Annotated in this window: 24 protein-coding genes and 1 tRNA gene; 9 read left to right on the top strand and 16 right to left on the bottom strand. The window is 60.1% G+C overall.

All coding sequences use genetic code 11. The annotated features are described in order from the left end of the window. Positions 1-6 precede the first annotated feature (6 nt). The 4 genes from AC061P_RS03625 to AC061P_RS03610 form a co-directional block, all read right to left on the bottom strand. Entirely contained in the window at positions 7-1,149 is a 1,143-nt protein-coding gene (locus tag AC061P_RS03625; RefSeq protein WP_480391859.1) for an FAD-dependent monooxygenase, read from the bottom strand. Between the two features lie 27 nt (positions 1,150-1,176). Further along, positions 1,177-2,520, bottom strand: a complete 1,344-nt coding sequence (locus AC061P_RS03620) for a D-arabinono-1,4-lactone oxidase (RefSeq protein WP_480391858.1) — start codon at positions 2,518-2,520, stop codon at positions 1,177-1,179. Further along, positions 2,517-3,743, bottom strand: coding sequence for an amino acid deaminase/aldolase (locus AC061P_RS03615; protein WP_480391857.1), 1,227 nt, complete (start codon positions 3,741-3,743; stop codon positions 2,517-2,519). The genes AC061P_RS03620 and AC061P_RS03615 overlap by 4 nt, the downstream gene beginning before the upstream one ends. Before the next feature lie 146 nt (positions 3,744-3,889). Then, positions 3,890-4,630 (bottom strand): hypothetical protein, encoded by a 741-nt coding sequence (locus AC061P_RS03610; protein ID WP_480391856.1) that lies wholly within the window; start codon positions 4,628-4,630, stop codon positions 3,890-3,892. A gap of 55 nt (positions 4,631-4,685) precedes the next feature. On the opposite strand from AC061P_RS03610, the gene AC061P_RS03605 reads away from it, so the two are divergent. Beyond that, complete coding sequence (locus tag AC061P_RS03605; RefSeq protein WP_480391855.1) at positions 4,686-4,988, top strand: putative quinol monooxygenase; 303 nt, start codon at positions 4,686-4,688, stop codon at positions 4,986-4,988. Here AC061P_RS03605 and AC061P_RS03600 read toward each other — a convergent pair. After that, a complete protein-coding gene (locus AC061P_RS03600) occupies positions 4,985-5,230 on the bottom strand; it encodes a PLDc N-terminal domain-containing protein (RefSeq protein WP_480391854.1) in 246 nt (81 codons plus the stop codon). The genes AC061P_RS03605 and AC061P_RS03600 overlap by 4 nt on opposite strands. 63 nt (positions 5,231-5,293) lie before the next feature. Continuing rightward, positions 5,294-5,980 (bottom strand): aquaporin, encoded by a 687-nt coding sequence (locus tag AC061P_RS03595; protein ID WP_480391853.1) that lies wholly within the window; start codon positions 5,978-5,980, stop codon positions 5,294-5,296. A gap of 66 nt (positions 5,981-6,046) precedes the next feature. On the opposite strand from AC061P_RS03595, the gene AC061P_RS03590 reads away from it, so the two are divergent. After that, entirely contained in the window at positions 6,047-7,018 is a 972-nt protein-coding gene (locus tag AC061P_RS03590; RefSeq protein WP_480391852.1) for a metalloregulator ArsR/SmtB family transcription factor, read from the top strand. A 74-nt stretch (positions 7,019-7,092) separates the two neighbouring features. Continuing rightward, the gene (locus AC061P_RS03585; RefSeq protein ID WP_449648708.1) at positions 7,093-7,527 is read left to right on the top strand and encodes an arsenate reductase ArsC; all 435 of its coding nucleotides are present in this window, start codon (positions 7,093-7,095) and stop codon (positions 7,525-7,527) included. Between the two features lie 107 nt (positions 7,528-7,634). On the opposite strand, the gene AC061P_RS03580 is transcribed toward AC061P_RS03585, so the two are convergent. From AC061P_RS03580 to mazG, 10 genes are all read right to left on the bottom strand, one after another. Beyond that, positions 7,635-7,708, bottom strand: a tRNA-Leu gene (locus AC061P_RS03580). Positions 7,709-7,741: 33 nt separating this feature from the next. Beyond that, the gene (locus AC061P_RS03575; protein ID WP_449648709.1) at positions 7,742-9,058 is read right to left on the bottom strand and encodes an NAD(P)/FAD-dependent oxidoreductase; all 1,317 of its coding nucleotides are present in this window, start codon (positions 9,056-9,058) and stop codon (positions 7,742-7,744) included. Positions 9,059-9,098: 40 nt separating this feature from the next. Then, positions 9,099-10,352: a S8 family serine peptidase gene (locus tag AC061P_RS03570; RefSeq protein ID WP_449648710.1), complete on the bottom strand. Its 1,254-nt coding sequence runs from the start codon at positions 10,350-10,352 to the stop codon at positions 9,099-9,101. Beyond that, complete coding sequence (locus AC061P_RS03565; protein WP_480391851.1) at positions 10,349-10,918, bottom strand: DUF501 domain-containing protein; 570 nt, start codon at positions 10,916-10,918, stop codon at positions 10,349-10,351. Before AC061P_RS03565 ends, AC061P_RS03570 begins: the two co-directional genes overlap by 4 nt. After that, positions 10,915-11,421 (bottom strand): FtsB family cell division protein, encoded by a 507-nt coding sequence (locus AC061P_RS03560; protein ID WP_449648712.1) that lies wholly within the window; start codon positions 11,419-11,421, stop codon positions 10,915-10,917. Before AC061P_RS03560 ends, AC061P_RS03565 begins: the two co-directional genes overlap by 4 nt. A gap of 30 nt (positions 11,422-11,451) precedes the next feature. Then, on the bottom strand, positions 11,452-12,732 hold the full coding sequence (gene eno, locus AC061P_RS03555) for a phosphopyruvate hydratase (protein ID WP_449648713.1): 1,281 nt from the start codon (positions 12,730-12,732) through the stop codon (positions 11,452-11,454). Positions 12,733-12,792: 60 nt separating this feature from the next. Beyond that, entirely contained in the window at positions 12,793-13,746 is a 954-nt protein-coding gene (locus AC061P_RS03550; protein WP_480392155.1) for a CPBP family intramembrane glutamic endopeptidase, read from the bottom strand. 40 nt (positions 13,747-13,786) lie between these two features. Beyond that, entirely contained in the window at positions 13,787-15,079 is a 1,293-nt protein-coding gene (gene hisS, locus AC061P_RS03545) for a histidine--tRNA ligase (RefSeq protein ID WP_480391850.1), read from the bottom strand. A 36-nt stretch (positions 15,080-15,115) separates the two neighbouring features. Beyond that, entirely contained in the window at positions 15,116-15,715 is a 600-nt protein-coding gene (locus tag AC061P_RS03540; protein ID WP_480391849.1) for a TetR/AcrR family transcriptional regulator, read from the bottom strand. Positions 15,716-15,979: 264 nt separating this feature from the next. After that, positions 15,980-16,645 (bottom strand): nucleoside triphosphate pyrophosphohydrolase, encoded by a 666-nt coding sequence (gene mazG, locus AC061P_RS03535; RefSeq protein WP_449648716.1) that lies wholly within the window; start codon positions 16,643-16,645, stop codon positions 15,980-15,982. A gap of 168 nt (positions 16,646-16,813) precedes the next feature. Here mazG and AC061P_RS03530 point away from each other — a divergent pair, with 168 nt between their 5' ends. The 6 genes from AC061P_RS03530 (at position 16,814) to AC061P_RS03505 (ending at position 22,598) form a co-directional block, all read left to right on the top strand. Further along, entirely contained in the window at positions 16,814-17,536 is a 723-nt protein-coding gene (locus AC061P_RS03530; protein ID WP_480391848.1) for an SGNH/GDSL hydrolase family protein, read from the top strand. Positions 17,537-17,557: 21 nt separating this feature from the next. Continuing rightward, complete coding sequence (locus tag AC061P_RS03525) at positions 17,558-18,121, top strand: thermonuclease family protein (protein WP_449648718.1); 564 nt, start codon at positions 17,558-17,560, stop codon at positions 18,119-18,121. Between the two features lie 52 nt (positions 18,122-18,173). After that, a complete protein-coding gene (locus tag AC061P_RS03520) occupies positions 18,174-19,622 on the top strand; it encodes an enolase-like domain-containing protein (RefSeq protein ID WP_480391847.1) in 1,449 nt (482 codons plus the stop codon). Continuing rightward, positions 19,615-20,307 carry a FadR/GntR family transcriptional regulator gene (locus AC061P_RS03515; protein ID WP_480391846.1) on the top strand — a complete coding sequence of 231 codons (693 nt, stop codon included), beginning with the start codon at positions 19,615-19,617 and terminating at the stop codon, positions 20,305-20,307. The genes AC061P_RS03520 and AC061P_RS03515 overlap by 8 nt, the downstream gene beginning before the upstream one ends. Positions 20,308-20,434: 127 nt before the next feature. Next, a complete protein-coding gene (locus tag AC061P_RS03510; protein WP_480391845.1) occupies positions 20,435-21,544 on the top strand; it encodes a dihydrodipicolinate synthase family protein in 1,110 nt (369 codons plus the stop codon). Next, positions 21,537-22,598: an NAD-dependent epimerase/dehydratase family protein gene (locus tag AC061P_RS03505; RefSeq protein ID WP_480391844.1), complete on the top strand. Its 1,062-nt coding sequence runs from the start codon at positions 21,537-21,539 to the stop codon at positions 22,596-22,598. Before AC061P_RS03510 ends, AC061P_RS03505 begins: the two co-directional genes overlap by 8 nt. Positions 22,599-22,609 lie beyond the last annotated feature (11 nt).

Below are 22,609 nucleotides of genomic sequence, written 5' to 3'. Positions count from 1 at the left end.
GAACGACTATTTGCTCGGCTTCGTACCAGTGATCCTCGACGTGACAAACTTGCCGAGAAACGGAGAACGCAACAACGCCAAGGAAGCGCGACGTACCCACAGCTGAACGCGGGTGTGCGGCAGGAAGCCACTCGCAGCACGACGCCCGGCGGCCTGCTTCTCGAGAACGACCGGCATCCATTCGTCTTCATATTCAGCAAAGGCGGCACTGAGTTCGACCCCGCTCGTGACTTTCTCCACGAGCAGCACTCCCCCAGCAATCGCCAACGAAGCCCCCTGGCCGGCAAGCAGCGACACTGCTTGGCAGGCATCGCCCGCGAAGACAACACGGCCGCGACTCCACACCGGCAACTCCACCTGGGCGACCTGGTCGTAGTACAAGTGCTCCGCATCGGGGCACTTCTCAATGGCCTCAGCGATGTCATCGCCCATCCCTTGATAGGCATCGCGAATGGCCTGCTGGGGGTCAGCCGGAAGAACAGTATCGGCAACCCGGTGCGCCGCAAAAAGCGCCACTGTGCCATTGCGCAGACCATAGAGGCCGACCATGCGATCCAGCTCATCGCTAGAGACCAAGGCGTCACCCAATTTTTTGTGAAGCCGCGGAGAGTCAAAGGTATAGGCGCACGTGTGCATCCCCAGCTGCCGATCGAACGCCGTCGAATGGCCGAACACATCGTGGCGCACCGCCGAGTGGATGCCATCAGCTGCCACCACAATGTCGCCAGAGATACGAGACCCATCAGCCAGCACAGCCGTGACATAGTCCGTGCGATCTTCAACAGAGACGACGGCGCTACCAAAGCGCGCATCGACACTCTCCGGAAGCGCGTCGAACAGCACCTGCTCAAGATCTTGACGCATCAAACTCAAGAGTTTGCCGCCCTCATTAGCCGCCACAATTCCGTAATCGATCGCTTGGCTTCGACCATTGGGCCGAACAAAACGCGCCTCGCTGATCGGGTAGTGCAGTTCACGTAACCGGTCGATGATGCCGATCTTCTCTGCCGCGTCATAGCCGGGGCCAAAGAAATCAATCATGTAACCCTGAGTGCGACGTTCAGGCGCAGCCTCGAGGAGAGTCACCTCCCAGCCCTTGGTCGCCAACTGTCCAGCGACCGTAAGCCCAGCAATTCCTGCTCCACACACAATGGCTTTGATAATCGCGCCCTCTCATTACTGCCCTAAAACCTGACGCAAATAATCGTTCGCAAACACGCGACCGGGATCGAGCCGGTCACGAATCGTCAGGAACTCATTGAAACCCGGATACACGTCCCGCAACGACTCGGCATGCCGGTTATGAAGCTTTCCCCAGTGTGGCCGACCATCATGCGCCACCATAATCGCCTCAACCTCACGGAAATATTCGGTGGGATCTTCGCGCCAATACCGGTGCACCGCGACATATCCGGTGGCGCGCCCCGACGCGGTCGACAGCAGCAGAGAGTCCGCAGCCGCCGAACGCACCTCGATCGGGAAGGAAACTTTCCACCGTCTGTCGGTGATCAATTTTTGGATGGCGCGAACGGCATCCGAAACAGCATCGATGGGGAGGGCATATTCCATTTCGCGAAAGCGCACGGTGCGATCGGTGACGAAAACACTGCTCGACACGTCGGTGAATTCGCGATTGCCCGAGAGCTTCACCGCGAGACGATTGATGGGCGGGATGATCGCGGGCGCGCGGCGACCCGCGGCACAGATAGCGCGGAAGACGCCATTGGCCATGAACTCGTCATCGAACCAACTCGAGAACTTGGTGAGCGGATGCCGCGGCGCATCCCCGGCGAGGCGCGTGTTGCTCTTGGTGAGTGCCGTATCCGTGTGGGGCCACACGTAGAACTCAAAGTGATCGGTTTCGGCGCTGCGTTGTAGCCACTCCTGCAGGACGGTGTCAGCGGGTTCTGGCCGCTCAATGGCATGCAAGAGAAAGGTGGGAACGCATTCGATCGTGACATCAACGAGGATGCCGAGGGCACCGAGCCCTAGCGCTACCGCCGGGAGAAGTTCGGCGTTCTCTGTCGCGCTGATGCGCAGCACTTCGCCCGCGGCAGTGACGAGGGTGACGCCGCGCACTTGGGTGGCGATGCCGCCGAATCGCGCGCCGGTGCCGTGGGTCCCCGTCGAGATTGCACCCGCAATCGTCTGGCGGTCGATGTCGCCCATATTGGTGAGCGCGAGACCGAGGGGTTCGAGCAGCCCGGGCAGCTGGTACAGGTTGGTGCCGGCCGCGAGAGTGACGTGGGTTCCCTCTACCGCGATCACACCTTCGAGAGCACTGAGATCGAGGTGCACGCCGTCGGTTGCGGCAATGGACGTGAAACTGTGGCCTGCACCCCATGCTTTGACTGTGAGGCCGTGGTTGCGCGCGAAGTTGACTGTTGCAGCGACCTCCTCGACGCAGGCCGGTTGTGCCAGGAACTCGGGGTGCGCGCTCTCTGAGCGCCCCCAATTGCGCCACTCCGTTCCGGGGCCAAGAGCCGGGGGAAGAGCCGGAGTCTGCGCGGTCGCGCTCACAGAAACGCCTTGCCTTCGCCACGATACGTCGGCACAGTCTCGATAATGCGGCCGTCCTCGACCACAGCAAACTCATTCAGATGCTCCGACAGCTCGCCCGCTTTGGTGTGCCGAAACCAGACACGGTCTCCGATGTTGAGCGCTTCAGCGCCGGGGCCAGTGAGTGGTGACTGCACCTCGCCCGCGCCCTCGCGCGGCAAATACTTGAGGCCAACGGGCCAGGTTGGCTGAGGCATCCGATCGGGGCTGGGGTCACCGGAAGCAATCCAACCGCCACCGTGAACTGTGGCTATGTGGGGCGAAAATTTGCGGTCGACGGAGAGCGCAAACGCGGCAGCCGGGGCCGGAGTGAAGTGGCTGTACTGGTCGAAAAGATGCGGGCCGAACAGCCCGCTGCCTGCCGCCAGTTCCGTGACAGCCGGATCGTCGGCGGTGGATTCGAGCGAGCCTGTTCCCCCGCCGTTCACGAACTCAAGCTCAGCAATCTCGCGCACCGAAGCCACAATTTCGCCACGGCGCTCGCGCAGCTCCGTCGCCGAAGAGCGCTGCACAGCATCGAGCACACGACCATAGACCGGCTTGCCCGGCGGACGATTGCCCACCCCCGCAATCTGCGCCTCATAGGCCATCACGCCAACAAGAGTAAAGCAATCACGATCAACGACCGTGCTTGCCAAAGTGCGCGCCTGAGCCGCTGAATGCACCGGCGAGCGGTGCGCACCAACATGCCCGAGCAGAGGCGAATGCCACGACGCATCCACATCAATGCAGACCCGGATCGTTTCGCGGTGTTGGGGCGAGAGCACCGAATCAACAAAGTCGAGGTGCTCGACCGAATCAATCATGATCGTGACACGTTCGGCGAGCGCCGGGCTGGTTCCGAGCGCGGCAATCGCAGCACGGTCCACCGAGGGATAGCCGACCACCACATCATCAATCGAGTCAGCAAGCCAGAGCGCCTCGGCAAGGGTGTACGCGAGAACACCGCGGTAGTCATCGAGGGCGAGTACCGCATCCATTACTTCGCGAACCCGAATTGACTTGCTCGCAACCCGAATGGGAAGACCGGATGCCCGCCTCACGAGATCGGCGGCATTGTGCGAGAGCGCTGCGAGCGAAAGCACCCCATAGGGAGTATCGAGGGCTGCAGTGGCTTCGCTGAGTTGCTGCCAGTACTGCTCGGGAGTGTGCCAGGGGCTTGCAGGGGTGCTGAGCAGCTTCACAAAGTTCCTTCGGGTGCACGGCGATGAGCATCGAAACGCTGGTGAGCCCGGGTGCGGCTTCAGCGCCTTGGTTGCTCAACTTTCTCAGAACGCGGTGTCAAGCACAACGATGGCGACCCATTGCTGAGCCGCACCACGGCGAACCTCTACGCGCCAAGTTGCCCGACCGCGTGGGCAATCACGAGCGCCAACATGATGAACGCGCCCAACGATTGAACGAGCAATAACAGCTTGACGCGTGGAGACAAGGGCACTGCCGCTCCCGGGCTGAACGCCATCGAGCCGATCGCTGACTCATAGAGGTAGTCAGTGAAAGATGGGGTCCAGCCAATTACTGCAGATGATCGACCCTTCACTTCGTCGATGGCATCGTGGTCTTCATCCTGAGCAAACCGGAAGTCGGCCAGAGGAAGTTCGGACCGATCACTGGTGTGACGTGTTACCGGGCCGCCCCGATCCAGTTCCCAGTACACGAGCGCAAACGCAATCATGTTCGTGAGCCACACCTGCGTCGCGGCCAACAGCATCGATGGGCCATCTTTGCTCCCCGTAGTGATGAGAACGACCACAACGAAGACGAGAGCAGCCACGTTAGCGATTGCCAGCACAAGAGCGAGACCGACCGAAAGTGCACGTGACCACGACGTCTGCTTGACGAGACGCACCGGATTGAGTGCAATCACCGGAATCAGCATCACAAGTCCGAGAGCGACAACGAGGATCCGAACCGACAGCGGCATGATCGCGGTGGGGAGAAGCGCATAGCTTGCTAAGACAACGAGCACTCCCGCTGCGGCCGGCCACCGATGTTCGCCGCGTGCGTGCCGCTTGATGAGCTTGTCTTGCTGAGCATCAACATCAGCTTCGTCGTGGGATTTCTTGGGCACAGCTCATTATTGCTCTCGTCTTGACGAATTGCGTGTGGTGACTTTAGGTAAAGGCATGACTTTTGCAAACGTAGGAACTCTTGGTGTGAAACCTGGCCACCGCGACGAGGTTGTGGCGATTCTCACGCGCCGCAGCACCGACCTCGATGGGGCCGGATGCCTCAGCTATGAGGTTGGCGTGAGCGACGAGCATCCCGACACTGTGTTCGTTTCTGAGCTCTGGGAATCGGCCGAGGCCCACCAGCTCTCGCTTCAGCTAGCGAGCGTGCAGGCCGCGATCAAGGAAGCAATGCCGCTGCTCAACGGCCAGCTGGGCGGCAACCGTTTCGAGGTCGTCGGGTCGCCGCTGCGCGACTAGTGCTTGCGATGGGTTTCACGGGTGAAACCGGGAAGCCCGGCGTTCTTGCGCATGATGCGCCAGATTAGCCACGCGAGAAGACCGATTATCGGAAACAGGATGAGGGCGGCAATCCAGAGTGCGGTCATCCACGGAAAAGCGGTGGGATCTCGCACGGTGACCACGATCGCCCAAATCGTAACGATATAGAACGCGATCAACGCGAGTACTAATACGAGCTGTAGACCGTTGAATTCAGCCATGATGTTCCTCCTTGGCGAAACCCTGATGCTGGCTTTGCCCTGAGAGTACTCCCGCCGTGGCGACTATGCCATGCGACGCTCAGGGAAAAGCCACCGCACGAGCAAATAGCCGAGAGCAGCCCCCACGAGTTGGGCCGCGATAAAGCCGGGAGCGGACGTGGGCGCGATTCCCGCAAAAGTGTCGCTGAACATGCGGCCGATGGTGATGGCGGGGTTGGCGAAACTGGTGGAGCTCGTGAAGAAATAGGCACCGCCGATGTACGTTCCAACAGCGATGGGAGCCAAGCTTGCGCGACCGGTGCGCACGAGGGCGAAGATCACGACGATGAGTCCGGCGGTTGCTACGACCTCGCTGAGAAAGTGTCCCGGAGTGAGGCGCACGGTGGTGCTGAACGTGACGGCGGACTGCCCGAACATGAGGTTGGCGAGAATAGCGCCGCCGATGCATCCGACAATTTGGGTGGGAATGTAGAAGGCGGTGTCGCGCCACGAGCGCAGCCCGCTGAGCGAGTCGACGATCGAGACGACCGGGTTGAAGTGGGCGCCGCTGACGGTCATGAAGACGAGGATGAGCACGCCAAGACCGAATGCGGTGGCGAGAGCATTCTCGAGAAGTTGTAGGCCAGTGTCGCCCGGTGACAGCTGTTGGGCGGCAATACCGGAACCGATGACGACGGCGGCAAGGCCGGCGCTGCCCACAAATTCTGCGGTGAGGCGGCGGGCGAGGGCAAGGCTGCGGGGCGCGGTCATTCCGCGATCATACCTAAACATTGATAACTGTCTATGAATCCGTCTCTGACGTTTAGACTGCTGTCTATGTCAGCGACCGGATCCAGTTCGACCGAGCGTGCAATCGCCGAGCGAATCGCTCACAGCATGCGGGCGATCGCCGACCCGACACGAGTGCAGATCTTGCGCCTGCTGATGGATGCTCCGGATGGCCGTCGTGGGGTCACCGATCTCGCCGCCCGTCTCGGACTCACGCAGCCAACCGTGAGCCACCATGTGCGCATCATGGCCAACGATGGCATCCTGCAGAGCGTCCAAGAGGGGCGCCAGGTCTGGTATTCACTCGTACAGTCTCGCCTGAGTGACGTCTTTGATTTTGTGCAACGCTCCCCCGCCGATGCGTCCGCCGCCACCGTTGATTCCCCCGTGCTCGCCCGAATCTCCGACGATCTCGCCCTCCGCTTTGCTGGTGTCTTCTCGCGCGAAACAATCGCCGAATACGTGGCGAGTAGCTATGAACTTTTGCGCCGGGGTTCCCCGCGCGATCGCCATTTGTCGTCGCACACCTCACGATTCGCCGCCGATCGCTTGGGCTCCCTTGCTGATGCGAATGCCGCTGCGGTAACGAATAACGCAGCGGTGACGGATGCCGCAGCATCCGATTCCCCCACCAGCGTGCTGTTCGTGTGCGTGCAGAATGCGGGTCGCTCACAATTGGCGTCCGCGATTTTGCGCGCTCTTGCCGGAGACCGCGTGCGTGTCTTGACTGCCGGCTCGCAGCCCACCGAAACCATTAACCCCAAGATTGTGGCGGCTCTCGACGAGATTGGCGTTTCGATCGATGGCGAGTATCCGAAACCTCTCACTGATGAGGTTGTGCGGGGTGCGGACGTCGTAGTCACGATGGGCTGTGGCGATGCGTGCCCGATTTACTCTGGCCGCCGCTACCTCGATTGGGAGCTTCCCGACCCTGCCGACATGGCGATGGATGGCGTGCGTGCCGTGCGCGATGACATCGATCGTCGGGTGCGTGAACTCTTGCAGTCGCTGCCCCGGTGAACGCTGAGTGAACTAGTTGCTCGCGCCGGGGCCACCCCTCGCGCAATCCATAGACAATCATCTATGCTTTAGAAATGACCACCGAGACTGCCACCGCCGCTTCCGAGATCCGCAAGCCTGTTGTACTTTTTGTCTGCATACATAACGCTGGGCGTTCGCAAATGGCCGCCGGCTACATGACCGCCCTGTCGAACGGCGCCGTCGAGGTGCGCTCGGGCGGTTCTGAGCCCGGCAACGAGATCAACCCGACCGCAATCTTGGCGATGGCAGAAGAAGGCATCGACATCTCGCAGGCGGTTCCCCAACTCATGACAACAGACCAGGTTCAAGCCTCGGATGTTGTCATCACGATGGGCTGCGGTGACGTCTGCCCGATCTTCCCCGGCAAGCGCTACGAGGACTGGGAGCTCGTCGACCCTCGCGGCAAGGGCCTCGATGAAGTGCGCCCGATTCGCGATGACATCAAGGCGCGCATCCAGAAGCTTCTCGCGGAGATTCTGCCCGCCTAAGTGAATCCAGATCTAACGCATGAAGGCGGCCGCAATGCGACCGCCTTCATGCGTTAAGCGTTCACTTACCTGCCGATTGCACGGCCAGCGAACGCGATTAAACACTGTGCCCCGACAGGGACTCGAACCCTGACTGTGATGATTTTAAGTCATCTGCCTCTGCCAATTGGGCTATCGGGGCACGCCCCACGCAGTGCGTGGGGCTCAGCAAATACTACTTGGGGCGTGAGGCGAATTCTTCGAATGCGCGGCGCGGTTCTACGCGTGCCTCGATCGAAATGGTGTCGCGACCCCAGAAGAAGTTCGTGATCCAGTTGCTGAAGACACGAGCCTTACGCTCGAACATCGGCATCGCCATGCCGTGGTATCCGCGGTGCATGAACCACGCCGGGAAGCCCTTGACCGCGATTTTGCCGGACTGGAAGACACCGTGGTAGAGGCCGAGACCGGCAACTGCACCCTGGTTCTTGTGGAAGTAGTCCTTGGTGCCTTCGCCACGAAGCGAGGCGACGATGTTCTTGGCCATGAGCTTGGCCTGGCGAACAGCGTGCTGAGCGTTCGGAACGCAGAAGCCGCCAACGCCACCACCGGTGAGGTCAGGAACAGCACACACATCGCCAGCACCCCAAGCACCCTCGACAACGCCGTCGTCGTTGATAACACGGAGGTCGGCCTGCACGCGGATGCGTCCACGCTCTTCAATGGGGAGATCAGTGCTGCGCACAACCGGGTTGGCCATCACGCCAGCAGTCCACACGATGGTGTCTGACTCGAAGCTTTCGCCCGTCGACAACTCAACGACGCCGCCGACAGCAGACTTCAGCTGGGTGTCGAGGTGAATCTTGGCTCCACGCTCGTCAAGGTTCTTGATAACCCACTTGCTGGTCTCCAACGAAACCTCGGGCATGATGCGGCCCATGGCTTCGATGAGGTGGAAGTGAGTGTCTTCGAAGTTGAGGCTCGGGTAGAGCGGCAGCAGCGATGACGCCAGGCTCCGCATTTCGCCGAAGGCTTCAATACCGGCGAAGCCGCCACCGACAACAACGAACGTCAGCAGACGGTCGCGCTCAGGACCAGCTGGCAGGTTCGATGCCTTGTCGAAGTTGGTGAGAAGACGGTCACGAACAGCAACAGCCTCTTCAATCGTCTTCATGCCAATTGCTTCGTCAGCAACACCCGGAATCGGGAACGTGCGCGACACAGCACCGGCGGTGACGACGACGAGGTCGTAATCCATCTCCCACGAGTCACCAACCTCTGGCTGAATCGTTGCCGTCTTTGTGGCGTGGTTGATTCCGGAGACCTTCGCCGTGACGACCTTGGTGGTCTTCAGGTGGCGACGGTGAGGAACAACCGCGTGGCGAGGCTCGATGGAGCCTGCAGCAACCTCAGGCAAGAAAGGCTGGTAGGTCATGTAAGGAAGAGGGTCAACCATGGTGACCTCTGCTTCACCGCGACGCAGCCACTTTTCGAGCTTACGAGCAGTGTAAAAACCGGCGTAGCCGCCGCCGACAATCAAGATTTTTGGCACGAGTCAGAGTCTCCTAAAAGGGGCAAGTTCGCCACCAAACCTACTCTGTCTCGCGCGTACTCCTAAACCGACGCCAGAACGCAAGGCCCCAGACAGCGAAAATTGTCAGAAAAATGCCATAAACAGCAAGTGGTACCCCCACATTGCGAAGCATGCTCACTGTTGGGAGCAGTGTTCCGAGCGGGCTAACCGGGCCAGCGGCATCCGGAACACCATCAGTTTCGGGCGCTGGGGCGGGGGTAGAACTCGAGCTCGGAAGCGGCACAGGGATCGACTCTGCACGACGATAAATAGTGATCCACTCGGCCAGGCTGCCCATGGGATTCGCATTGACCAACGGCACGGAAGCCTTCACAGCAGCTTCAGCATCTATCAGCCCGAAACCGTAGATCGCATCGGTGCCAGGCGCACCAGTGTCATGCGCGGTCTTCACAATGCGATTGATGACGTTGGCAGCATCAAGTTCAGGATGCGCGGCTCGCACAAGCGCCACGATGCCCGCCACGATCGGAGTTGCCCCACTGGTTCCGTTCCACAGCACGTGCGAACCGCCAGGAGCAACACCCACGAGATCTTCACTTGGCGCCGCAACACCAATGGTGATGCCCTGAGTGGAAGCGTTGAAGCTCGCCACACCGTTCACGTCGACACCGGCGACCGTCAGAACACCCGGCATCGTGGCCGGGGCGCCAACCGACGTTGTTCCACTGCCACGGTTTCCCGCCGCCGCCACAACGACAACATTGTTATCCATGGCGTAGAGGAATGCGCTGTCCCAGCTCAGAGGCCAATCCAAGGTTTCGCGAGTGAGCGACAGGTTGATGACATCCGCGCCCTGATCAACGGCGTAACGCACGGCTTGAGCAATCTGGTCATCCGAACTGATCGGTCCACCAGTGAAGCCTATCGAGATCGCCAAAATATTGGCTTCGGGTGCAGCGCCAAGCACACCGGAATCGGTGCCTGTGCCACGACCGGCAGCCAGCGACGCCACGAGAGTGCCATGGGCGGGGTTCTCGTCACCGACCGGAGTCTGCCCATTGGGCGATCCCTTGCCAGAAAAATCTGTTCCGCCGGTAACCGCACCGACAAGCTCTTGCACACTGCCATCGACGCCGGTGTCGATCACGGCGATAGTTACCCCGGCACCCTTGGTGACTTGCCACGCAGCCTCGATGCCGTACTCCTGCAGCCAGTACTCCTGATCACGAACCGCATCCGCGTAGGCAGGCGTAGCAACCAGCAGCGAGGCCACACTCGCCATCAGAACTGCGCCAGCCGCCCACCGCTTCATGGGCCGCTCTCCCCCGCCGCGTTCGCTGAAGCAACATTGGCAGAGTCGGCGTCGGCCTCGGCGACTGAATAGTCGGGGCACTGGCATACCGTCGGGGTCCACGACGCACGCTCAAGGGCGATGTCGCCAATGGGGTTCACTCCGGGGCCGGCGGCGAGCGAATGCCCGACCAAGGCGTGCAAGCACTTGACTCGAGTGGGCATGCCGCCAGCAGAAACACCGGCAAGCTCTGCAACGACCTCGATGCCATCGCGATCAGCAATGTAGGCGTCATGCGCTGCTTGATATTGCTCAGCGATTTCGCCCTCAAGCATTGCTGCAAGTTCTGGCATGTGCCCTTCGGCTTCCAGCGTCGACACGGATGCCGTCGCCGCCGGGTGGCACAGGTAATAGATGGTGGGAAACGGCGTTCCATCGCTCAAGCGCGGCTTGGTCGAAACCACGGTTGGCGCGCCACACACGCAGCGGGCGGCAATGCCGATCACGTCACGGGCGGGGCGACCTAGTTGGAGCGACACAATGCGCACATCTTCATCGCTGACGGTGTCAAACGGTGGGGTGGTCATTGCGTTGGTCCTTCAATCACGGGGGCGGTCAGCTTGTCTGGCGCATCTTCAGTGAGACCAGCAGTGTAGATGGATGACACGAGAGTCGTCACCCAATCAATTTTGGTGGTCTGGATGCTCGTGCTCACGGGCACGCCGTCGTTGGTGGTTACATCGGCGGCGTCGCCGGTAACCAGGTAGCTCACTTCGCCGGGATAGACGTAGTACAGCCGGTCACGGGCTTGCGACTCGATGTAGGCGCGATCGTTCCATCTGGCGGCATTCTCGGTGAGGTCGTCAACAGATTCTTGGGCCTCATCCACTTCTGTCTGCAACTGCGCGATGGTTTGCTGTTGTTCGATCAGGATGCGCAGGTTGGGCGCAAGAACGATCACGGCGAGTATGAGCAAACCGAGCATGAGCACGGTGAAGCCCGAGAAGCGGATCGTGCGCAACCAGTGTTCTGGCGCGCTCTCCTCGGGCAGCGTCACCGCTACCTTTTTTGCTCGTACTCGCCTAGCCATGCGTTCGATGCTAGACGACGCTGACGGGCGCTAGCCGACGAACCGCGGGAACGCGGAACGGCCGGCGTAAACTGCGGCATCGCCGAGCTCTTCTTCGATGCGCAGAAGCTGGTTGTACTTAGCTACGCGCTCGGATCGAGCCGGTGCACCAGTCTTGATCTGACCGGTGTTGAGCGCGACAGCGAGGTCAGCAATGGTGGTGTCTTCTGTCTCACCGGAACGGTGCGACATGACGGCCGTGTAGCCGCTGCGCTGTGCGAGAGAAACAGCGTCGAGGGTTTCGGTGAGCGAACCGATCTGGTTCACCTTCACGAGGATCGAATTCGCCGTTGCGAGCTCGATTCCCTTAGCGAGACGCTTGGGGTTGGTGACGAACAGGTCGTCTCCGACGATCTGAGTCTTGGCACCGATCTCGGTGGTGAGCTGAGCCCAGCCCTCCCAGTCATCTTCGTCAAGCGGGTCTTCGATCGATACGAGCGGGTACGCAGCAACGAGTTCCGCGTAGTACGCGCTCATGTCGCCTGCCGACTTCGAGGTTCCTTCAAAGGTGTAAACACCATCTTTGTAGAACTCGGTGGCGGCAACGTCAAGACCAACAGCAATGTCCTTGCCAGGCGTGAAGCCGGCCTTCTCGATGGCTTCCATGAGCAGGTCAAGAGCCGCGCGGTTGCTGGAGAGGTCGGGGGCGAAGCCACCCTCGTCTCCGAGGCCGGTGCTGAGGCCCTTGCTCTTGAGCAAGCCCTTGAGCACGTGGTAGGTCTCTACGCCCCAACGGAGGCCCTCGCTGAAGGTGTCTGCACCGTGCGGGAGGATCATGAACTCTTGAATGTCGACGTTGCTGTCGGCGTGCGATCCACCGTTAATGACGTTCATCATCGGCACGGGAAGCACGTGGGCGTTTGGTCCGCCGAGGTAGCGGAAGAGGGGAAGGTCTGCAGAATCCGCAGCAGCCTTGGCAACAGCAAGCGAGACACCGAGGATCGCGTTGGCGCCCAGGTTCTTCTTGTTCTCGGTGCCATCAACGGCAATGAGCTCAGCATCAACGAGACGCTGGTCGGAGGCGTCGAGGCCTTCAATGGCGGGGCCGAGGTCGTCGATTACGGCGTCAACAGCTTTCTGCACACCCTTGCCGAGGTAACGGTCTTTGTCACCGTCGCGAAGCTCGTAAGCCTCAAACGCACCGGTGGATGCTCCCGAAGGAACTGCGGCGCGAGAAACCACACCGTCGTCGAGCAAAACTTCGACCTCAACGGTCGGGTTGCCCCGAGAGTCAAGAATTTCACGGGCGCCAACTGCTTCGATCAAGGCCACAGGGGATCTCCTTCAAGAAAGATTGTTTGGACTAGTAGTGGTGGATGTCCGGGGGAAAGCCTACTCCGAGCCAGCGATCGATGCCGACTCAGCAGGTAACTCTGAGTCTCGCGGTGCTGGAGCGCGAAACTGTCCTGTCGCCAACAAAACGATGACAAGGACCAGAGGAACGAGCCATCCAGTCCAACCCAAAATTGTTGCCTCGAGCGGGCTAAATACCTCGCCAGCCATGACAAACACCAACGAGAACCCTGCCGCCGCGTTAAAGGCGCCATGCGCGAGAGCTGCTGGCCACACAGACTCTGAGCGGATGCGCAGCCACGAGAACACCGCACCGATCACGATTGTCATGCCAACCATCGCGCTGAGCGCGAGCCACCCAGGCGCGTCGCCGTAGTTGTAGCCGAGCAGGATGAGGGGTGCGTGCCATAAGCCCCAAATAACACCCGAAATCAGAATCGCGGGCACAGCGCCCAATGTCAGCAGTTTGGGCAATAACCAGCCGCGCCATCCCAGCTCCTCGCCGAGCGCCGGAATCACGTTGATTACCGAACCAATGAGCACATTGATGAACTGTGCTGCGACAAGGAGAGCAATCGGCACGGGAAGCGGATCTTGCCCGAGAGCCTCGAGTTGGGCATCCACTGTCTCTTGGAAGCCCGAGAAGTTGACGAAGTCTGCCGGGTAGACGCCGAAGACCACACCGACGAGCAGCGCTGCGAGGATCAGCGCCGGAGGAACAACCAGTGCCACTGCCAAATACTTCAGAAAGCGCCCGACCGGTCGAACCGAGCCCAACCCGAGCGCACGGCGTCGCGAGCGACCGTCGGGGTGTTTTTCGACGAAGAAAACAACGACAAGAGCAGCGATAGCTGGCGTGAACATTATCGCCAACGCAAAGACAATAAAGATTGGACTCTCGAGGCCATCGCCGAACCACAGTGGCAGAGCAATAATCCACGACAGCCCGAAACTCAGCCCTAAGAAAATGGCAATCGGAGCGATCTTGCGCATCACAGCTTCCCCTCGACGTCGAAGTGCCGTTGCCTGCTAGCTACTGCGCGACGAGCGGCTTGAATTCAAGGCTAGCAACCGTTCCAGAATCCGCGCGGACGGCAGCGAAACTGGTGAAGCCGGCTTCGCGCAACTGTTCAAGCAATTGCGGCAGTTTTCGAGGGCGGACCTCGAGTCGCACGCGCTTACCCTCACGAATCAATTCGGCCTGCAAACGAACGAGCGTAGCCGGATCAACATCGGTGTCATAGACGAGAGCAATCTGGTCATCGCTAGCCGCATCATCCAACTCAACAAGATCGACAAGGCGCTCGAAACCGAGCGAGAAACCGACAGCGGGCACGTCGCTGCCCAAGAAACGACCGATCATTCCGTCGTAGCGACCTCCGCCCCCCAGCGAGTATCCGAGTGACGGGTGAGCCACCTCGAAGATCGCTCCCGTGTAATAGCCCATTCCTCGAACCAACCACGGATCGAACTCAATGAGCGCGCCAGAATCACCACGGCCAGCCTCTACCGCGTGGCCGATTGTTGCGAGCTCGGCGATCACTGTTTCATTCACGCCGGCGGGAAGTGCCGCCCGGATGGCGTCCGCCGTGAACTCAGGCTTCGATTCCGACTGCGGGCGCTGCAAGAATTCGGCGAGCGCGGCGACAGGGGCGTCAGGGAACGCACGCTCACGCAACTCGGCGACCACTCCATCCGGCCCTAACTTGTCGAGCTTGTCGACAGTGATGAGCACAGCTTCGTGCTCCTTGGCCGGAAATCCGAGCACGCTGAGCGCACTCGTGAGAAGGCGGCGGTCGTTGACTCGGATCGTGCACCCGGCAATGCCGAGGGCGTCGAGCGTTGCCGCCGTGGCAGTGATCAGCTCGATCTCTGCACTCGCGCCAGGCTCGCCCATGATGTCGATGTCGCACTGCACGAACTGGCGGTAGCGGCCCTTCTGTGGCCGCTCCGCTCGCCAGACCGGCGCGATCTGAATTGCGCGGAACACCTTCGGCAGTTCGGCACGGTGGCTGGCATAAAACCGGGCGAGCGGCACGGTGAGGTCGAAGCGCAACCCCAAATCGGCAAGATCGAGCGCTTCGGATGCCGCCTGCAGCTTGTCTGCTGTGAGCCCCCGCTTCATGACGGCGAAGGCGAGCTTCTCGTTGTCTCCGCCCAAACCGGCGTGGAGCCGTGAACTGTCTTCCATCACGGGAGTTTCGATCTCGTCGAAACCGTGGGCTCGGTAGCTGCCACGAATCACACCGAGTACCCGCTCACGGCGAGCTTTATCTGCGGGAAGGAAGTCGCGCATGCCGCGAGGAGGATTAACAGTTGACGCCATGATTTCTATTCTCTCGCACGCGGCGAGGTTTCGTGGCTAGCGCGCGACTTCGCCGATTAGCGCTTCAACTCTTTGCCGATGGTGGCGCACCGCAGTCTCAAAGACGGCGGCGGATGCATCAATGTCCTCATTGAGCACGAGATCGAATTGCACCCCGTGGAAGGTGTTGATGAGCAACCGCGACTCGATTTCGGCGTGCTGGCGGTCAACGCCGAGCGCCACCAGCGCCCTGGTGCCGAGTTCAACCCACTGCATGAAGTAGTTGCGTGTGATGGAAAAATCGTCGCGATCGACGGCTTCGAACAGCCCTGCTTCGAATTCGAGACGTTGGCGATGCAAATTTTCTGGCAATTGGGTCCACTGCCAAGAAAGATACAGGCTAGAAAAGTACTCTTCTAGCGTGCTTGCGGGCAGAGCAGATGCTTCTTCGGGGGTGACCCCGCGGGCATTAGCGCGAACGATCTCACGAATCAGTTCAGTTCGAGTGCCGAAATGGTAAACGAGCGTGAAAGTGCTCACGTCGAGAGCTTTCGCTAGAGAACGAAAAGTGAGACTAGACAGCGGCTTATCAACAAGAAAATAGAGTGCCTGTTGGATCAACGCTGGCTTGCGAGTCGGGTCGGGTGTGCGAGCCATGGTTATTAACATAACGGTTGTTTGCTTATCAAGTCGGCAACGGTTATGATTTCTCCTTGTGCCACCTGACTGTTAGTGACACCACAACTACTTGAATACCCCTCACCAGGGGCTTCTCCAACGCTGGATCGGTAGGCCGGGTAATCCCACCGATCCGCTAGCGCGCGATGCCTTCAATTAGATGATCGACGTGCGATCACATGTCTCATCTATTGGCATTGCGCCGGTGCCCTCTCTATTCGGGTTAGGGAGGGCACCACCCTTTTAATCTTCGTTTGACTCCAGCTCGTGCGCCTGAATCTCGTTACTCAAACCACGCACTGCCGTGCGCAACGCTCGCTCTGAATCGAGACCGTTGGCTTTGGCGGACGCAACAATCGCCAGCAATAGCGGACCAAGTTCGTCTTCTTCTGTGACGTTGATCGCGCCAGGAACCGTGGCATCCAGTAGTCCAACTTTGTGCGCGCGACCCAGCATCTTGTCTGCGAGAGCCAGCGCTGGCATTGCCATCGGGATGCCATCGACCGCGCTCGTGCGGTGCGGTTTTTCAGTCTTCTTGAGGTCATCCCACACAGCAATGACGTCGTCGGCAGTTTCTGCGGTTGTGTCGCCGAAAACGTGCGGATGACGACCAACCATTTTGGCGGTCATGTTCGCGGCAACATCTTCGAGCGTGAAACGCCCTTCTTCGGCAGCAATATCCGAATGGAAGAGAACCTGATAGAGCACATCCCCGAGCTCTTCCACCATGTCAGTCGGCTCGCCAGCCTCAATGGCTTCAACAAGTTCGTAGGTCTCTTCAACCAGATATTGAACGAGCGACTCGTGGGTTTGCTCGCGATCCCAGGCACAACCGCCCGGCGCCCGAAGCCTTTCCATGGTGCCGATCAGTTTTTCGAGTTCAGGGTGCGTGGTCGCAGGCTCGGTCATGCACCCATCTTCGCACTCTAGAAAATAAGCGAAGATCACGTACTGCTTGTGGGCATGTCCTGTCTTCGGCGACCTGCATGCGGCCGCACTATGGATTCCGTGGTTAAAGCGAACAAGCGATCTCTCCCCGCTACCGCTGCCACCCCTCAGCGATCAGCGGCTGGCCGATTGACCGGCGCAGTCATTCGCCTTTTCCGACCTCTGCTCAAAGTGAATCTGCTGGGCTACCGGATAGAAATCGCCAACGCCCTCTTTCCCGATGGCCCGGCTGCTGGCGAGGTCGCTGGTCCTGATCCGGTTCGGTTGCTCTTTATCGGCGATATCGCTGTTTCTAGTTACAACCTGCGGAATCATGGTCTCGGGCTTGCCTCACAAACGGCTCGCTATGTTGCACGAGACCACGGCATCGGATGCTCGTGGACGACGATCTCGGACACCGAGCTAACGATGACTCGCGCAGCCCGAGCGCTCGAGTCTGAGGCTCTGGACGTCGATGCCGTGATCGTCGTTGTTGGTCCACCCGATGTTTTGTTGGGAACTACCAGCGCCGAGTGGTCTCGCAGTCTGAAACAGATCACTGAGGCTGTACGTAACAGCACGAACCCTGACTGCCCGGTGATCGTCGCCGCAATCCCCCCTATGCACCGTTTTCGCGCTATGCCCATCTTCGTTCAGCGCATCCTCTCGCTGCAGGTCCAGCGACTCAACCGCGCCTCGGTCGCTGTGGCATCTTCACAGACCACATTGATCTACTCTCCTTTTCCCAGTCTCTCGGCACCCGGAGTGTTCATCGAAGATGCGTTCAATTGGCGCACCGTTCACAACCATTGGGGAAAGCAACTCGGTGCAGTGACGTCACGGGCGTTGAAGCCGGGCACGGCGCGCTCCTAGGTCTCATGCGAGAATCGTCGAGTGTTAGTCACGCGCAAACTTCTCAACAAGCTCGGCTTCACGACCGCAGCGGCCTTCACCGTCATCCTGGCAATCTCGGGGTGCACTGTTTCCTCAACGACCGTTACGCCCGCACCGGTCTCTACAAGTTCTGCCCCAGCGATTCCTTCCAACGCTTTCGCGGCGACCGTCAACTATGTGCACGATGGTGACACGCTTTACCTCGATGATGGAAGCACCGAACTCAAGGTGCGACTGATCGGAATTGACACCCCAGAGCTTGACAGCAAGCAAAACCCTGACGCGGGAGAATGCTACGGCGAAGAGGCCAGGGAGCTGCTCAGAGACTTTCTTCCCGAAGGCACTCCCGTGTGGGCGTCAGAAGATCGCGAACCGGAAGATCGTTACGGGCGCTCGCTGCTCTACGTCTATCTCGACGATGGAACCTTCGTGAATCTTGCCATGATCGAATTGGGGGCCGCCCAAGCACTCAAGGTGGGGCTCAATGACCGCTATTGGCCCGAGCTTCGCGCTGCCGAAGACGATGCGCGCTCGGCGGGACTCGGCATGTGGGGTCGTTGCTAGCGGTCGATTTCCCACTAGATTGGTCTGACCACTCACCACTGGGAGACTACTTGTGATTTGCATCGAAGCAATCAACTTGCACGTTACGGCCATCAAAACGCGGATTCCCTTTCGCTATGGAATCGCCGAGATGACCGCAGCCCCGCACGTGGTTGTCGAGGTGATCATCCGCTCCGATTCGCAGACCGCTCGCGGCCTCGCCTCAGAACACCTCCCTCCGAAGTGGTTCACCAAAGACCCCGACTCGCTCTTCGTTGATGACGTTGACGACCTCGTCGTCGCCATCGAGAGCGCTGCGGCACTCGCTCGAGGCACCGAAGCCGAAACACTGTTCGAGCTGTGGTGGTCGCTCCACCAACGCCACACGACCTGGGCCGCCGAGCACGACGTGCCGGGGCTCGTCGCCGGTCTCGGCACAAGCCTGATTGAGCGGGCCCTTATCGATGCAACCTGCCGCCTGCTTGATTTGCCGTTTTCCCGCGCGATCCACACCGAGACGTTCGGAATCGAGATCGGCCGCATTCACCCCGAGCTAGCCGGGCGCACTCTGGCAGAGTTCGTGCCCGCTGAACCCGCAGCAACGATGGCAATTCGTCACACCGTTGGGCTCTCGGATCCTCTCAGCGATGATGAAGTTCAGGATGATCCTGCCGACGGGTTGCCCGTCAGCCTGGTCGCCGTGCTCAAACATCACGGGGCAAAGTACCTGAAGATCAAGACGGCCGGCAACGCCAGCAACGATATTCCTCGCCTCAAGCGAATCGCCGCGCTCTGCGCCGAACTCGATATTGACGCGCAATGGACAATTGATGGCAACGAATCAATGCGCACGGCATCCGAGTTGCGGGCCTGGCTCGACGCCCTCACCGCTGATGCCGAAGTGGATAGCCTGCTGAGCGCAAAGCTCATTGCCATCGAGCAACCAATCCACCGTTCGCATGCTCTCGACGAGTCGAGCCGAGCTGACCTTCAGCATGTCGGCACGCGCTTTCTTGTCATCATTGACGAGTCGGACGACGCGCTCGACACCGTTCGACGCGCGATGGACCTTGGTTACGCTGGCGGCACCTACAAGGGCTGCAAAGGCGTCATCCGTGGTCTTGCCAACGCTGCGTTAGTGAACTCTCGCGCCCGACTGGATGCCTCAGGCCGGCCGTCAACGATCCTTACCGCCGAGGACCTCTCGACAGTGGCTCCACTCACCCTCAATCAAGATCTTGCCGTCGCTGCCACGATCGGGCTCACCCATATCGAGCGCAACGGTCATCACTACTGGGGAAAGGCAGCGCCCCTGACTGCGAGCATCGACCGCGAACTCACCTCTGCCCACCCCGACTCCTTCGCGCGCACTGGCGACGGGCCGGCCAGGCTCACCATCACTAACGGCGAAGTGCAGCTCGACACCATTCTGGCCGCGCCCTTTGGCTTGGCGCTCAACCTAGATGTGAGCACCCTTGAGCCGCTCACCGTTGAGACCGCGCGAAGGATTGCTGGTGCCTAAAACTCCGGGCGATCGTGCCAGCTTTACTGTTCTGCCCATTGCGAATGGGCAGGTCTATAACAGCGTTCTGCAACGACTCGTCACCCACCTAGAGACGCTGGAATCCGGCGACCGGTTGCCGTCGGAGCGTGCTCTTTCTGAGGAGTTTTCGGTGAGCCGCGTCTCGCTCCGCGAGGCACTGCGCTCGCTTGAGAGCATGGGGCGAATCGAGATCCGGCGAAACTCTGGCAGCTTCGTGCGCGAGCCCCTGTCCAATCCGATGACGGATTACCTTCGCCGCGTCACTCCGTCAGGAGAAGCATCGCTCAATCAACTCGTCGATGTGCGTGCCGCTCTTGAGGATCGCGTCGTACTGTTGGCCGGCAGCGAACCGCGAGATTACAGCGCGGTTCGCAGCCATCTCGCCGAGGTCGAATCTGAGATCACTGACGCCGCGCCTTCAGGCAGCCTCGATGTGCGTTTTGAGGCTCTGCTTGCGCGTTTGACCCAGAATCGGCTGCTTATTGAGTTTCAGCGCACGACGCATGAGTTGTGGATCGAAACGTGGGCGAGTTGTGGGCGAGCCCCCGGCGACCGCTCTGCGCTTCTGGTCGAACACCGAGAAATCTTGGATGCTCTTGAGGCTGGCGACACTGCGCTGGCTCGCGTGCGCATGGCTGCTCACGTAGACCGCAACGCGCTCTAGCGCTGAGGCAGTAAGCGCTTCGAGCGCGAGTTGAGTCCCGGTGGACCAATTCTGCATTCGTTTCTGGAAACGATTGTGGAACCGCTACTAGTGTGGTTGGATCGTGATCGACAAAGGGAAGGTGACGATGGCGTCCTCGTCTGGAATCGATTCTGAAAACCCCGCCTATGCGGTGCTCCACGCGGGGACAGTGATCCCCGCCCACCTGCTTGCCCTCACCGCACAACGCACCCTCGACGAAACGCGACAGCGCGCTCTCACCCGCTACTACCTCGATTCCGGAGTCGGCGGCCTCGCCGTCGGCGTGCACACCACCCAATTCGGCATCCGCGAGCGCGGCCTATATTCCCGCGTGCTCGAGCTCGCCGCAGAAGAATCCCGAACGTGGACTTCTCGCCCCATCGCGCTCGTCGCCGGACTCATCGGAGACACCGAGCAGGCCCGAGATGAAGCCCGAACGGCCGTTGAGCTCGGCTACCACGCGGGGCTCCTCAACTTGGCGGCCCTCAAATCGTGGGGCGAAGACCAACTCCTCGAACACTGTCGCACGATAGCCACCGAGATCCCGCTCATCGGGTTCGCTCTCCTGCCAGAAGTCGGCGGATTTCATCTCTCGTTTAACTTCTGGCGGCAGTTTGCCGAAATCGAGAACGTCATCGCGATCAAGATGGCGCCGTTCAATCGCTATCGCACCCTCGACATCGTGCGCGCCGTCGTTGCTGCGCACGCAGAAAACCGAGTTGCCCTCTACACCGGCAACGACGATCACATCGTGCTCGATCTGCTTCAACCATTTGCGATTCCGCGGGGCAATGACACCATCACAGTAAGAATTCGCGGAGGGTTGTTGGGCCACTGGAGCGTGTGGACCCGCGCCGCCGTGGAGCAGTTCACCGAGATCACCGCCCCAAGCACGGGCGCCACCAACGAACTTCTTGCGCTCGACTCTGTCGTCACCGACTGCAACAGCGCAATCTACGACGCCGCTAACGACTTCGCTGGCTGCATCCCCGGCTGTCACGAAGTACTTCGCCGCCAAGGACTATTTGAGGGCGTCTGGTGCCTCGACGAGAACGAAACTCTGTCACCCGGTCAGCTCGAGGAAATCGACCGAGTGTATTCAGAGCATCCGCAAATGAACGACGACGACTTTGTGCGCTCCAACCTCAGCCGCTGGCTGAACGAGCACTCCGCTACCCACTCCGCACCCATCAACCGAGGACCCCACTATGTCTGAACGCACCGCCGCGTCCACTCTTGATCACACTCCCTTGCCCGACCACTTTGAAGATGCCGCCCACCTCGAGGAGTTCATGTCGCTGCCGACCCAGGCCACGATCGACGAACTTGCCACTCTCGACGGCGACATCATCATCCTCGGAGTCGCCGGAAAAATGGGAGTAACTCTCGCCCGCCTCATCAAACGAGCAGCACCCCAGAAACGCGTGATCGGCGTTGCCCGCTTCAGCGATGAAGGATCGCAAGCACACCTCAATAGTTTCGATGTCGAAACCATCGTGTGCGATCTGCTCGATCCGGATGCTGTCGCTGCCCTTCCGCAGGCCGCGAACGTTATTTACATGGCCGGCCTCAAGTTCGATTTCCGGGGTCGGGAAGGATTCCTGTGGGCGATGAACACCTACGTTCCCTCGCTAGTGGCGCAGCATTACCGCGACTCGCGAATCGTGGCACTCTCGACCATCCACGTGTATCCCTGGAGCGATTCGCGCCGAGGCGGTGTGACCGAAGAGAGCCTGCCGCTAGCCCGTCCCGGTGAATACGCCAACTCAGTAGTTGGCCGCGAACGGATGTTCCAATACTTCTCCGAGATCAATGAAACACCGGGGCGGTTGGTGCGCTTTGTCTACGCCATCGACATGCGATACGGAGTTTTTCAAGAAATAGCGGATTGGGTTTTCAACGAAGTTCCCATCCCGCTCGACACCGGCAACGTGAATGTTATGTGGCAGGGAGATGCGATCAACCACTTCGCGCGTCTCCTCACTCGCTGCGAGACACCGGCGACACCGATCAACATCGGAGGGCCCGAGACAGTGAGCGTTCGCTATCTCGCTGAGGCCTTCGGTCGCGAATTCGGTATAGAGCCAATCCTTGTGGGCGCCGAGAGTGAATCCAGCCTCACGGTGAACTGCGACCGCGCCGCTCAAGAACTCGGCAACCCCATCATTCCCGTCAACGTCATGGTGCGGTGGGTTGCCCATTGGGTGCGCAACGGTGGCGAAACCTATGGCAAGCCGAGCAAGTTCCAAGTGCGCAACGGCATCTTCTAAACCTCGACCGT

The organism is Rhodoglobus sp. G.S.4, from assembly GCF_056619605.1.
This window is presented reverse-complemented; position numbering and strand designations above follow the sequence as displayed.